Source organism: Aeromonas sp. s5 (assembly GCF_040907865.1).
Classification (GTDB): domain Bacteria; phylum Pseudomonadota; class Gammaproteobacteria; order Enterobacterales; family Aeromonadaceae; genus Aeromonas; species Aeromonas dhakensis.
The window spans coordinates 23,004-35,818 of record NZ_JBFOCO010000014.1 but is presented as its reverse complement, the minus strand read 5'-3'; the positions used below and the strand labels follow the sequence as shown (position 1 = coordinate 35,818).

The window sequence follows — 12,815 nt, the reverse complement described above, 5'->3', positions numbered from 1 at the left end:
AAGGAGTGTCAACCTTGCGTCATTGTCTGCTGCCTCTGGCCCTGACGGGCCTGCTCAGTGCCTGCCAGCCGCAGGCCCCCGCTACCGCCCTCGGCACCCTGGAGCGGGATCGGGTGCTGCTCACCGCCACCGCCGGCGAGATCATTCGTGCCCTGCCGGTGGCAGAGGGCAGCCGGGTGGAGGAGGGCACCCTGCTGGCCCGCCTCGATGACAGGCGCCAGCAGGCGGTGCTGGCCCAGGCGCGGGCGCGGGAGGCCCAGGCACGGGCCGCCCTCGCCCGGTTGACCAATGGCGAGCGGCCGGAAGACATCGCTGCCGCCCGGGCCAGCCTCGACAAGGCGCAGGCCGCCGTCAGGGAGAGCGAGCGCAACTTCGAGCGCGTCGACCGGCTGGTGCGCCAGAAGCTGGTGAGCCCGGCGGATCTCGACAAGGCCCGTGCCCAGCGCGACAGCGCCCTGGCCGAGCAGGATGGCGCACACCAGCAGCTCGACAAGCTGACGCGGGGCGTGCGACGCGAAGATATCGACGAGGCGCAGGCCGCCCTGCAGGCCGCCGGTGCCGAAGTGGCGCTGGCCGAGCGGGAACTGGCGGATCTCTCCATCGTCGCCACCCGCAGCGGCCGGCTCGACAGCCTGCCCTATCACCTCGGCGAGCGGGTGGCGGTCGGTGCCGTGCTGGCCGCGATCCAGGCGGACCAGGCCCCCTATGCCAGGGTCTATGTGCCCGAGCCCTCCCTCGCCGGCTATGGCGTCGGCCAGCCGGTGCGGGTGCAGGTGGACGGGGTGGCCGAGCCCTTCACCGGCCGGCTGCGCTGGATCTCGAAAGAGCCAGCCTTTACCCCCTATTACGCCCTCAACGAGCGGGATCGGGCCCGGCTGGTCTACCTGGCGGAGATCGATCTGCCAGCGACGGCGCAGGATCTGCCGAGCGGTCTGCCGCTGCAGGCCGAACCCGCCGCGCAGGGAGAGGGTCATGAGTGAGCTGGCGATCCGGGCGCTGGGGGTGAGCCGCCGCTTCGGTAATTTTCTGGCGGTGGACGGGCTGGATCTCTGCGTGCCCAAGGGGCAGATCCACGGCTTTCTCGGCCCCAACGGCTGCGGCAAGTCCACCACCCTGCGCATGCTGACCGGCCTGCTTACCCCCTCGGCGGGGGAGGTGGAGGTGCTGGGGCTGAGCATCCCCCGCGAGGCCGAGACCCTGCGCCGGCGGATCGGTTACATGACCCAGAAGTTTTCCCTCTATGACGAGCTGACCGCCTGGGAGAACCTGGAGTTCATGGGGCGGATCCACGGCATGGGCGGCGCCGGGCTGGCCGCCCGCCTGCACGAGCTGCTCGCCACCTATGAGCTGGCACCGCTGGCACGGCAGCGGGCCGGTGCCATGAGCGGCGGCCAGAAGCAGCGGCTGGCGCTGGCGGCGGCGGTGATCCACCAGCCAGCGCTGCTGCTGCTCGATGAGCCCACCTCGGCGGTGGACCCGCAGAACCGGCGCGATTTCTGGGAGAAGCTGTTCGACTTGAGCGAAGGGGGCACCACCATTCTGGTCACCACCCACTACATGGACGAGGCGGAACGCTGCCACCAGCTGGCTATCATGGAGGCGGGCCGGGTGCGGGCCCAGGGGGCGCCACAGGCGCTGATGGATGCCATGAGCACCCGGGTGGTGGAGGTGCAGGCTGCCGATCTGCGGCTGCTCAAGCAGCAACTGGTGCAGCTGGCGCCGGTGCGCTCCGCTGCCCAGCTTGGCCAGCGCCTGCGGGTGCTGGTGGACAAGGAGCTGGCGGAGCCGGTGGCCTGGCTGCAGCAGGCCTGTCCGGCGCTGGCTGGCGCCACCTTGGCGCTGGTCAGGCCGAGTCTCGAGGATGTATTCGTCAGCTGCACCGGTCAGGAGCCAAGGGCATGAACGGCTGGCAAGGGCTCTGGGCCATGACCCGGCAAGTACTTCGCCAGCCTGCAGGAGCGAATCGATGAACAGTCTGCGACGGCTCTGGGCTATCACTCAGAAAGCACTCAGGCAATTGGCACGGAACCGACTGACCTTCGGTGCGGCGGCGGTGATGAGCCCGACGGGGGGGAATCGATGAACAGTCTGCGACGGCTCTGGGCTATCACTCAGAAAGAACTCAGGCAGTTGGCACGGGACCGGCTGACCTTTGGCATGGTGGTGATGATCCCGTTGATCCAGCTGCTGCTGTTCGGCTACGCCATCAACACCGACGTGCGCCAGATCCCGGTGGGACTGGTAGATATGAGCCAGAGTGTGCCGGGCCGGCTGCTGGTGGAGGCGGTGAAGGCGAGCCAGGTGGTGCACATCAAGCAGCAATATGTCGGGGTGCAGCAGGCCGAGGCGGCGCTGACCCGGGGCGAGGTGCGCGCCGTGCTGGTGCTGCCCGCCGATCTGAGTCGTCGGCTCAGCGCCGGTGAGACGGCGGGCCAGTGGCTGGTGGATGGCTCGGATACCATGATCGCCGGCGCCCTGCTCGGCCTTCGCAACATGCCGCTCTCGGATCTGAGGCCCGACCTCAAGCCGGTACCGCCCACCTTCGAGACCGTGCTCTACTTCAACCCGGCGCGCCGCTCGGCGGTCAACATAGTGCCCGGCCTGCTCGGGGTGATCCTCACCATGACCATGATCATGTTCACCTCGGCGGCCATAGTGCGGGAGCGGGAGCGCGGCAATCTGGAGCTGCTCATCACCACCCCGGTCAGCTCGATGGAGCTGATGCTGGGCAAGATCCTGCCCTATATCGGAGTGGGGCTGATCCAGGTGGCCATCATCCTTGGCCTCGGCCACTTCATCTTCGCGGTGCCCATCAACGGCGCCCTGAGCCAGGTGCTGCTGGCGACCCTGCTGTTCATCGCCGCCAGCCTGACCCTGGGGCTGCTCATCTCCACCCTGGCGCAGACCCAGTTGCAGGCGATGCAGATGACGGTGTTCATCCTGCTGCCCTCAATCCTGTTGTCGGGTTTCATGTTCCCCTACGAGGGGATGCCGCTGCCGGCCCAGTGGATTGCCGAGGTGCTGCCGGCTACCCACTTCATGCGGTTGATCCGGGGCATAGTGCTGCGCGGCGGCGAGCTTTCCGAGCTGCTGCCGGACGTGCTCTGGCTGGCGGGTTTCACCCTGCTGGTGCTGACCCTGGCCGCCCATCGCTTCAAGAAGAGTCTGGATTGATGCTCCGCGAGGAGTGAGAGCCTGGCTGCTGGCTGCTGGCTGCTGGCTGCTGGCTGCTGGCTGCTGGCTGCTGGCTGCTGGCTGCTGGCTGCTGGCTGCTGGCTGCTGGCTGTTAACGGCTGGCGGTGCGGGTCAGGGTGCGGTAGTCGCCGAGCACCGGCAGCCCCAGCAGGTGGCGGCGCAGCATGTCGAGGGCGGCGAAGGCGAGGATTCGGCGGCCGCTGTCGGGATCCGGGTGGCTGACCTTGAGGGTCTGGCCTTGCAGTTGCCCGTCGACGCAGAGCAGCAGCGGAACGCCGTCCGGACCAGAGCTGCCTATGGTCAGGCTGAGGGGGGCCGCGGGCGCCGCCAGTTGCATCAGGTCATCGCTCAGGGTGTGGCTGAAGCCGGCCGCCAGGGCTGGGTGCTCGTGACACATGGCCAGCAGGGCGCCCCGGCTCTCCCCCTCCAGCAGCGTCAGCGCTCTCTCTCCCAACAGATCCAGGATCTGCCGCGCCGGTTCCTCGTCTCCCCGTCCCACCAGCCAGGGCTCGATGGCCGTGAGCAGCCGAGCCTCGGCGGCGTCCATGTCCGCCGCCGAGGCTCCGTGGCCGATGAGCTTGAGCTCGATGAGCGGCATCGAAGAGCGGTAGCCCAGCTCGATCCCGCTGGGCCAGGGGGCCGCATCCAGCATGTCGCTGAGGGCCGACTCCGAGACGCCAAACGTGTAGAAGCGGCGCAACTCGGTGTCACTCTCTGCACCGGCCAGCGCCTTGAGGCGCGGCAAGATCTGTTCGCGCACCATCTGCTTGAACTCGAACGGCACGCCCGGGGTGAAGAAGAGCCGGCTTGGGCCCGCCTGCACCAGGAAGCCGCAGGCGGTGCCCACCGGGTTGTCGAGGATCTCGCACCCCTGCGGCAGCCAGGCCTGCTTGGCGTTGCTGGCGGGCATGGGTCGGCCACGGCTGGCGTAGCGCGCTTCGATGGTGGCGAGCCAGTCCGGGAAGAGGGTGAGCGGCTGGTCAAAGGCCTCGGCGGAGGCCTGGGCGGTGAGGTCGTCGGCGGTGGGGCCGAGCCCGCCGCACACCAGCACCACCTCGGCGCGGGCGGCACTCTCTTGCAGCACGGCTTTCAAATCGCTGAGGTTGTCCCCCACGGTGACGCGGCGGCGCACCTGCCAGCCCTGCTCCAGCAGGAGGGCGCTGAGCCAGGCGGCGTTGGTGTCCACCACCAGGCCCGTCACTATTTCGTCGCCGGTGCTGATGATTTCGATGCGCATGAAGGGCTCCTCGGGGCTGGCGGTGGGGCGGCCACCTGGGTGGCCGGCTCAATCAGGGCTTGTTGTGTTCGAAGTAGTAGCTGATGCGGGTGCGCGGGTTGAGGTACTCAAACACCGCCGGCGGCAGCCGCTTGGGATGGATCACCTTGGCGATGGAGAGCTCGGCCTGCTGCAGGTCGATGATGGCCGCCTCCTGGCGCGGAATGCGCGGATCGTACACCAGCACCGAGGGGTAGAGCAGGCGGGAGGTGTTGACCGACATCACCAGCCCCACCTGCCCGTTGGAGAGCTGCACCACGCTGCCCGGCGGGTAGATCCCCATCAGCCGGATCAGCATGCCGAGGTAGTCCGGGTTGAACTGGGCCTTGCGCTGCTTGTAGAGGCCGCTCAGGGCCGAGTAGGGCACCTTGGCCTGCATGTGGCAGAGGTTATCGTACTCGTTGATCAGCGACACAATCTGGGTCAGCGGGTCGAGCTGCCCCTTCTTGAGCCCCTCCGGCCCGCTGCCGTCCAGGTATTCGTGGTGGTGCAGCACGATCCCCTTCGCCTCGGCCGGGAAGTCCTTGGCCAGGTTGAGCAGATCCAGCCCGTAGCGCGGGTGCTGGGCCATCAGGTTGCGCTCGGGCTTGGTCAGCGGCTCGGTCTTGCGCAGGATCTGGCTCGGGATCTTCAGCTTGCCGATGTCGTGGAACAGGGCCCCCATGCCGACCCGGCGGATTTCGTCGGCCGACATGTTGCACTCCTTGGCCAGCAGCATGCTGAGCACGCTGACGTTGAGGGAGTGGAAGTAGAGGTTGTTGCCATCCTCGCTGTCGGAGACCAGGTGCAGCACCATCTCGTCCACCGACAGCAGCTGCTCGGTCATGGCATTGATCAGCTCCTGCGCCTCGCCGATGGCGTTGAGGGGGCGGGACTGGATCTTGCCCATCACGTTGCGCACCTGGGCCAGCGACTGCTGGAACTGCTTCTCGCACTGCTGCAGGTCGCGGCGATACTGCTGCAACTGCTCGATGCGGCGCTCCTTCTCCTGCTGCATCTCGGCCTGACGCTGGGCCGTGTCTGGCGCCTCCTGCGGCTGGGCCTGAACCTGGTTCAGCGGCTTGGGCGGGGCGTCGCTCTTGTCCGGGATGATGGTGACGAGCTTGAGACCGAGCCGGCGAATGAGCTCGATCTCCTCTTCGTTCTTGAGTTTGAAGCTGGAAAACAGGAAGGGGTGTTCGCGCCAGCCAAGTGGCAGAGAGACGTAATTGCCGACTTGCAGCCGGTCTACTGAAATCTTGATACCTGTCATTGTCTTGGATGCGAGAGACACATTGAGCCGTATGCTAGTCAAAGGTGGGGGTGAATACAAAAGGTATCTGATGACAGGGTAGTCGCTTTATTATAGGCTTCTGGATGTCCAGACATATTTACCGATGCAGTACAGGGAGTAAGCATGCCGATCAAGATCCCGGATCAGTTACCCGCCGCCGAAGTGCTGGGGCAGGAGAACATCTTCGTGATGACGGAGTCCCGGGCCGTCACCCAGAACATTCGCCCGCTGCGGGTGCTCATCCTCAACCTGATGCCCAAGAAGATAGAGACCGAGATCCAGCTGATGCGGATGCTCTCCAACTCGCCGTTGCAGGTGGACGTGGATCTGCTGCGCATCGACGATCGGGAGTCGAAGAACACCCCTCAGGCGCACCTGGAAAACTTCTATCACGACTTCGAACAGGTGCGGGGCAACAACTACGACGGCATGATCATCACGGGGGCGCCGCTCGGGCTGGTGGAGTTCGAGGAGGTGGTCTACTGGCCGCGTGTCGTCGAGATCATCGAGTGGTCCCATCAGCACGTCACCTCCACCCTGTTCCTCTGCTGGGCGGTGCAGGCGGCGCTGAAGGCTCTGTACGGCATGGAGAAGCAGACCCACGGCGAGAAGCTCTCCGGGGTCTATCGTCACCACAGGCTCGATGAACACGAGCCGCTGCTGCGCGGTTTTGACGATGAGTTCGTGGCGCCTCACTCCCGTTATGCGGCGTTTGACGGAGATCTTATCCGCGCCAACACGGATCTGCAGATTTTTGCCGAATCGGCAGAGGCGGGTGTCTATCTGGCGGCCACCAAGGATTGTCGCCAGGTGTTTGTCACCGGCCATCCCGAATACGATGCGCTGACCCTGGATGGCGAGTATCAGCGGGATCTGGCCGCCGGGCTTGAGCCCGTCATCCCGGTCAACTACTACCCGAACAACGACCCGAGCCAGACCCCGCGCGCCAGCTGGCGCAGCCACGGTCACCTGCTGTTTGCCAACTGGCTCAACTACTACGTCTACCAGCTCACCAGCTATCGGGTGGAGGATATCGGCAAGGTCTTCACCTACGACCAGGGTGGCAAGTAATCAGGCGCACTGATCCAGCCGCTCGGCCAGCTGGTCGAGCCATTGGCGGTGGCAGGCCAGGCTGAACGCCTTGGGTCTGTGAGCCTTGATGGCGGCCATCGCCTCCTGTCGGGGCTGGCCCAGGCTCATCAGCAGAGCCGCCGCCACCAGCCCGGTGCGGCCGCTGCCGCCCTTGCAGTGGATGGCCAGGTGCTGCCCCTCGCGCAGCAGGGCCAGCAGCTGCGGCAGCGTCTGTTGCCAGGCAAGCTCAAAGGTGGCGTCGGGAGCCTGGTCATCCTCGATGGGCAGGTGAAACCAGTGCAAGCCCTCGCGCTCGACCGTCTCGCCCAAGTGGGCCAGCTCGAGGCGGGCCAGTTCGGCGTCAGTCATCAGCGTGATGACAGCGCGGGCGCCGGCCAGCCTGAGCTGATCGAGGGCCAGCGGCAACGCGACCTGCTGGGTGCCGGGGCAGGGGGTCAGCAGCAGCTGGCCGTCGAGGCGCGGCACTTCCTGGCTCCAGAAGGGGTGGGAGGGGTGCATAAAGCTCCTTATGAAGCCAGTGGCGGCGGGCGTGAGCCGGTTTTTGAGTGCGCCAAAGCATAGGGGGCGCGGCCCCGATGTCAATCTGCGTTGTGTTCAGCCCGGTTTACGGGCAGAGTCTAAAAAATTGAGCGGTTCAAGGAGTAAAGATGAGAAACCTGGATCAACTGGATTTGGATATCCTGGCCCATCTGTTTCGCGATGCGGGCATGACCAACAAGGATCTGGCCGCGCTGGTCGGGGTGGCACCGTCCACCTGTCTGGAGCGGGTGCGCAAGCTGCAGCAGGATGGGGTGCTCAAGGGCGCCCACTGCGAGGTGGATTACCAGGCCCTCGGCGGTCACATCCAGGCCATGGTGTCGCTGCAGCTGGCCCGCCACAGCCGCCAGATCATCGATGCGTTTCGCGATGCCATCCTGGCGCTGCCCGAGGTGATCAGCCTGTTCCACATGGGGGGCAAGGATGACTTCCTGGTGCATCTGTGCGTCTCTGACACCGAACACCTGCGCAACTTCGTGTTCGATCACTTCACCTCCCGCGAGGAGGTGGTGCACCTCGAGACCTCGCTGGTGTTCGAGCACAAGTTCAGCCGCTCGCTGCCCTGCTTCCTCAACACCTGATTCCCCGTTTGACCCCAACAAAAAACCCGCCAATCGGCGGGTTTTGTTTTATGGCGCTCAGTTCAGCACGGTGCGGGTGTCCGGCGCCGTCCGGTAGAGCCCCTGCTGATAGGCGAGGCTGCCCCAGAGCGCGAGGCCGAGGGCCGCATCCTTCATGGTGGCCGGCTGCGGCGCCGGGGTGAGTGTCTCTGTCGCATCCTCATAGATGAAGCCTTCCGGCGCTCGTTCCGGCTGCAGGATCACTACGTCCTTGCCGCGCATCAGGGCGAAGTTCTTGTCGTACTGCATGATGGCGCGGCCCGGCCAGTCGGCGGGCATGCGGGTCAGATCCTTGCCGAGCATGGGGTAGTCGGCGCTGATCCCCATCAGGGAGAGCAGGGTCGGTGCCATGTCGATCTGGCTGACAATGCGGGGATCCTGTCTCGGCGCTATGCCGTCACCCACGATGACGCCCGGAATGTGGAAGCGGGGGATGGGCACCAGGCTGGCGCCGCTGACCCGGCTGTCGTGATCGGCGATGACCAGGAACAGGGTGTCCTGCCAGTAATCCGACCGCTTCGCCTTCTTGAAGAACTCGCCGATGGCGTAGTCCGCATACTTGGCTGCATTGTTGCGGGTCTGCTTGGGCTGCTCATAGAGGGCGATGCGATCGTCGGGAAACTCGAACGGATCGTGGTTGCTCGAGCTGAACACCAGGCTGAAGAAGGGTTTGCCCTGTTTGTGCAGGGCCTGGAAGGTCTGGTCTGCCTTGGCCATCAGATCTTCGTCAGAGGCGCCCCAGGAGCCCTCGAACACCGGGTTCTTGAAGTCTTTCTGCTCGACTATGGTGGTGAAGCCGTTGCCGAGGAAGAAGCTGCGCATGTTGTCGAAGTGGCTCTCGCCGCCGTAGATGAAGCTGGTGTCGTAGCCCCGCTGCTTGAGCAGATCGGCGATGGTGAAGAAGTTGGTCTGGCTCTTGCCAAGCTTGACCACGGCCTGGGCCGGGGTCGGCGTGAAGCCGGTCAGCACCGCCTCGATGCCGCGCACCGAACGGGTGCCGGTGGCGTAGAGCTGCTCGAACGCCCACCCCTCTTTCGATAAGGCATCGATGTTCGGAGTGAGCGGCAGGCCGCCGAGGGAGCCAACGAACTGGGCGCCCAGGCTCTCCTGCAGCAGGATCACCAGGTTCTTCGGCTTGCCGCCGTAGCTGGCCTCGTTGAAGGTCTGGCTGGGCAGGGTGTCGGAGCTGAACTCATGGGATTCGCGGCCGCTCTCCTGGCGTACCAGGTCCAGGATGCGCTGGCGGGGCAGCTCGCCGTAGAACTGGCCGGCATCCTCCTCGGCCCGCATCTGCTTGATGGCGAAGAAGAGGGAGTAGGAGGAGTTGACGGTGAGCGCATTGACCAGGGGATCGCTGGCAAACGCCACCATGGCCGGGTTGAGGGCGCGGTGGCCCAGGCTGGAGCGGGCACCGAGAAAACCGATGGCCAGGATCAGCAGGGCAAACGCCGGACGCAGATACCAGCGCGGAAAGCTGATGCCGCGCAGCAAGCGGCCGCTCAGCCACCAGCCGCCCGCCAGCACGGCGCAGCTGAACACCAGCGCCAGCAGCAGCTCGCCCTTGCGGCCGGCCCACAGCATGGCGAACACCTCTTTGGGATAGATGAGGTACTCCACGTAGAGGCGGTTGGGCCGCACCCCGTACTCGGTTACGAAGGAGGGGGTGGAGATCTCCAGGAAGAGCAGCAGCCAGAGTCCCAGGGTCAGCCAGACCCGGATGAACTGCAGCCAGGCACGGCCCACGGCATGGGGGCCGGCCAGCAGCAGGGTGAACACGGCGGGCACGCCCCATAGCCAGCAGAGGGTGGCGAAGTCGACCCGCACTCCCTGCAGCAGCATCTCCTGCCAGCCGGCGACGGCGTCGACCCGCTCCAGCTGCCAGAGGCCGAGGGCGAGCCGGCTGATGGAGAGAGAGACGAGCGCGATCAATGAAAAAACGGCGATGGGCCAAAACGGTCCCAGCCATCGTCTGATAGTGGTCATTGTTGTTCCTACAAGCCTGTTTACACCCGTCCACGGGCGCATTGTTTTTATATTGCAGGGTTATGACAGTGGTGGCGGGCAAAGGTTGCGTCGGGAGTGTGCGAAAGCGCAACTTTTGGCACGTTTTATGATTTTTCTGTGATGGCGGACAAGGGTTGCAGACAGCAGAAACGACTGGAAAAACTGTGATCCTGCCTGCAAAGCGAGGGCGGGGGCTTATCTATAATGGCGCCGATTTTTCTCAATCGGAGCCGAAGGGATGCCGGTCTTTATCGATGTGGAATATTTGCAGGGGTGGAGCCTGTTCGTGGTGCTCTCGGACGGTACCACGGGGGCGCTGGATCTCGCCCCCTGGCGCACCCAGCCGCTGTTTGCGGCGCTGGATTCGGAGCGGCGCTTCGCCCGGGTCTTCATCAATCGTCACCATCAGCTGGAGTGGCCCGCCGGCTGTACTCTGTCGGCTCACGAGGTCTATCACCTGATCAAGCCCATCGACGAGCGGGAGGCCTTCAGCTAACTCCCTGTTTTTGTGAGCCATCACAAGATTCCTGTAACGGGAATGTTTGAGCGTTTGCCTTCCTCACCCAATTTGGGTAAAACCTGCGCAACATTATGCCAACCCTGGCCTGGTTTCGCTTCTCAGGGCTTGCCGCCACCGTGCCGCAGGCCTTTTTTGCAGCCTGATGGCAAACCTTCCAGCAGCTGAATGGTTTGGCAATTTGAATTAAAACAACAACATAAACAGAGAGATAAGGAAAGAGTATGGCTTGTCATATGCGCACCCCGCTGGCCCTGCTGGTGGGTGGCCTCGCCTGTCACGGCGCCGCCGGTCAGGAGGCCGTCCAGCAACTGGAACCCATGGTGGTGGTCGCCAGTCGCCCCGCCAGCACCCTGGAGGTGACCCTGGATCCCAAGAAACCGGGCTCCCCCATGCCGGCGGCCGACGGCGCCGGTTACCTCAAGAACGTCACCGGCATGAGCATGGTGCGCAAGGGGGGCCTGGGCGGCGATCCCGTGCTGCGGGGGATGGGCATGTCCCGCCTCAACGTGCAGATGGATGGCGGCATGCTGGCCGGCGGCTGCGGCGGCCGGATGGACCCGCCCACAGCCTACGTTTTTCCTCAATCTTTTGACCGGATCCGGGTGCTGAAGGGGCCACAATCCCTCGAGCAGGGAGCGACCCTGGCGGGGACCGTGCTGTTCGAGCGGGACAGACCCGAATTCACCGCCCCCGGCGTCAAGGCCGAGGCGTCGGCGCTCTATGGCAGCTTCGGGCGCGACGACCAGATGCTGGATGCCACCGTGGGGGCACCGCAGGGCTATCTGCGCGGCCAGTTCACCCACTCCGACAGCGATGACTACCGTGACGGCCACGGCGACAAGGTGCGCTCCTTCTACCGGCGCGAGAACGGCACCGCCCAGCTTGGCTGGACGCCCAGCGAGCACACCTGGTTCGAACTCACCGCCGAGCGCAGCAACGCCCGCGCCGCCTATGCGGATCGCACCATGGACGGCCCCATGTTCGATCGGGAGTCTTTCGGCCTCAAGCTCAGGCAGGAGCAGATCACCACCCACTGGCAGCGCAGCGAGCTGACCCTGTGGGACAACGACATCGACCACATCATGGACAACTTCAGCCTGCGGCCGAACAGCGGCATGAAGATGCTCTCCAACCCGGATCGGCGCAACACCGGCGGGCGCTGGGCCAACGACATAGCGCTGCCGGCCGACTGGCTGCTGACCGCCGGCATCGATGCCAACCGGGATCAGCACAGGGCCCGCAGCGGGGTGGATTACGCCAGCCAGCCGCGCCAGCGCACCCTGCGTTTCGAACAGCAGGGGGGCTTTGCCGAGCTGGGCCGTCAGCAGGGGGCCCACAGCTACAAAGGGGGCTACCGGCAGGACAGGGTCGAGACCACCCGTTACGGCGCGGGGGATCAGACCCTCTACAGCGATACCCTGACTCTGGACAGCGGCTTTGGCCGCTACGAATACCAGTGGTCGCCGGCCTGGTCGAGCTACCTGGCCTGGGGTCAGGCCAAGCGTGCGCCGGACTACTGGGAGCGCAGCAAAGACAGCGTGCCCTTCACCCTCAACCCGGAGCGCAGCCGCCAGTGGGATGCGGGGCTGGCCCTGCGCAGCCGCGATCTGGATCTGGCCCTCTCCCTGTTCAGCGCCGACATTCAGGACTACCTGCTCTACAACAACAAGTCGAACAAGGTGCGCAACATCGATGCCCAGACCCGTGGCGGCGAGCTGGAGGGGCGCTGGCAGTTTGCCGAACAGTGGCGCCTCGATGGCGGGCTGGCGGTGGTCTACGGTGAAAACCGCAGCGACAACCAGCCGCTGGCCCAGATGCCACCGCTCGATGGCAAGCTGGCGCTGGGCTGGCAGCCGGCCGAGGCGTGGAACCTGACCCTGCTGGGCCGCGCCGTGGCCGCCCAGGAGCGGGTGGATGTGGGTTCCGGCACCGTAGCCGGCCAGGATCAGGGGGAGACCCCGGGCTTCTTCACCATGAACCTGAGCGCCGCCTGGCAGTTCCACCCGGGCTGGCAGCTGTCGGCCGGGGTGGACAACCTGTTCGACACCTTCTACTACGAGCACCTCTCCAAGTCGGTGCACGCCAGTCAGGCCGGGCTGGGCTACGAGCAGGTAGGGCGCATCCCGGAGCCGGGTCGTGCCTACTGGCTCTCCCTCAGCTATCGCTTCGCCTCGGCCGGCGTGCTCTGAGCGGGGATTAGGTAACCGGCTGAATCGGGTAACGTTTTCAGTCACAGACCCGTGCGGGCTGGGCCGCTATCATGGCCCCAGTGCGGCGCTTTGGGCGTCGATACCACCA

General features: G+C 65.4%; 11 protein-coding genes. 7 read left to right on the top strand and 4 right to left on the bottom strand.

Going from position 1 to position 12,815, the window contains the following annotated elements:
- Nucleotides 1-5: 5 nt before the first annotated feature.
- The 3 genes from AB5Y94_RS09495 to AB5Y94_RS09485 all read left to right on the top strand — a co-directional run bounded on the left by AB5Y94_RS09495 (nucleotide 6) and on the right by AB5Y94_RS09485 (nucleotide 3,174).
- Entirely contained in the window at nucleotides 6-980 is a 975-nt protein-coding gene (locus tag AB5Y94_RS09495) for an HlyD family secretion protein (RefSeq protein WP_368205406.1), read from the top strand.
- Entirely contained in the window at nucleotides 973-1,902 is a 930-nt protein-coding gene (locus AB5Y94_RS09490; RefSeq protein ID WP_017787399.1) for an ABC transporter ATP-binding protein, read from the top strand. The genes AB5Y94_RS09495 and AB5Y94_RS09490 overlap by 8 nt, the downstream gene beginning before the upstream one ends.
- Nucleotides 1,903-2,079: 177 nt before the next feature.
- Nucleotides 2,080-3,174, top strand: a complete 1,095-nt coding sequence (locus AB5Y94_RS09485) for an ABC transporter permease (protein WP_010635297.1) — start codon at nucleotides 2,080-2,082, stop codon at nucleotides 3,172-3,174.
- A gap of 112 nt (nucleotides 3,175-3,286) precedes the next feature.
- On the opposite strand, the gene AB5Y94_RS09480 is transcribed toward AB5Y94_RS09485, so the two are convergent.
- Nucleotides 3,287-4,432: a competence/damage-inducible protein A gene (locus tag AB5Y94_RS09480; protein WP_368205405.1), complete on the bottom strand. Its 1,146-nt coding sequence runs from the start codon at nucleotides 4,430-4,432 to the stop codon at nucleotides 3,287-3,289.
- Nucleotides 4,433-4,484: 52 nt separating this feature from the next.
- Nucleotides 4,485-5,723: an HD-GYP domain-containing protein gene (locus tag AB5Y94_RS09475; RefSeq protein WP_005308285.1), complete on the bottom strand. Its 1,239-nt coding sequence runs from the start codon at nucleotides 5,721-5,723 to the stop codon at nucleotides 4,485-4,487.
- A gap of 144 nt (nucleotides 5,724-5,867) precedes the next feature.
- Between AB5Y94_RS09475 and metA the strand changes: the two genes are divergently transcribed.
- Nucleotides 5,868-6,815, top strand: a complete 948-nt coding sequence (metA, locus tag AB5Y94_RS09470) for a homoserine O-succinyltransferase (RefSeq protein WP_005308287.1) — start codon at nucleotides 5,868-5,870, stop codon at nucleotides 6,813-6,815.
- On the opposite strand, the gene AB5Y94_RS09465 is transcribed toward metA, so the two are convergent.
- Nucleotides 6,816-7,334: a cyclin-dependent kinase inhibitor 3 family protein gene (locus tag AB5Y94_RS09465; protein WP_216988759.1), complete on the bottom strand. Its 519-nt coding sequence runs from the start codon at nucleotides 7,332-7,334 to the stop codon at nucleotides 6,816-6,818.
- A gap of 149 nt (nucleotides 7,335-7,483) precedes the next feature.
- Here AB5Y94_RS09465 and AB5Y94_RS09460 point away from each other — a divergent pair, with 149 nt between their 5' ends.
- Complete coding sequence (locus AB5Y94_RS09460; RefSeq protein WP_005308292.1) at nucleotides 7,484-7,954, top strand: Lrp/AsnC family transcriptional regulator; 471 nt, start codon at nucleotides 7,484-7,486, stop codon at nucleotides 7,952-7,954.
- A 57-nt stretch (nucleotides 7,955-8,011) separates the two neighbouring features.
- On the opposite strand, the gene AB5Y94_RS09455 is transcribed toward AB5Y94_RS09460, so the two are convergent.
- Nucleotides 8,012-9,976 (bottom strand): LTA synthase family protein, encoded by a 1,965-nt coding sequence (locus AB5Y94_RS09455; protein ID WP_206219343.1) that lies wholly within the window; start codon nucleotides 9,974-9,976, stop codon nucleotides 8,012-8,014.
- Between the two features lie 259 nt (nucleotides 9,977-10,235).
- Between AB5Y94_RS09455 and AB5Y94_RS09450 the strand changes: the two genes are divergently transcribed.
- Together AB5Y94_RS09450 and AB5Y94_RS09445 are read left to right on the top strand one after the other, a co-directional pair.
- On the top strand, nucleotides 10,236-10,493 hold the full coding sequence (locus AB5Y94_RS09450; protein WP_010635292.1) for a DUF2442 domain-containing protein: 258 nt from the start codon (nucleotides 10,236-10,238) through the stop codon (nucleotides 10,491-10,493).
- Nucleotides 10,494-10,738: 245 nt separating this feature from the next.
- Nucleotides 10,739-12,706 carry a TonB-dependent copper receptor gene (locus AB5Y94_RS09445; protein ID WP_368205404.1) on the top strand — a complete coding sequence of 656 codons (1,968 nt, stop codon included), beginning with the start codon at nucleotides 10,739-10,741 and terminating at the stop codon, nucleotides 12,704-12,706.
- The last annotated feature ends 109 nt before the right edge of the window (nucleotides 12,707-12,815 follow it).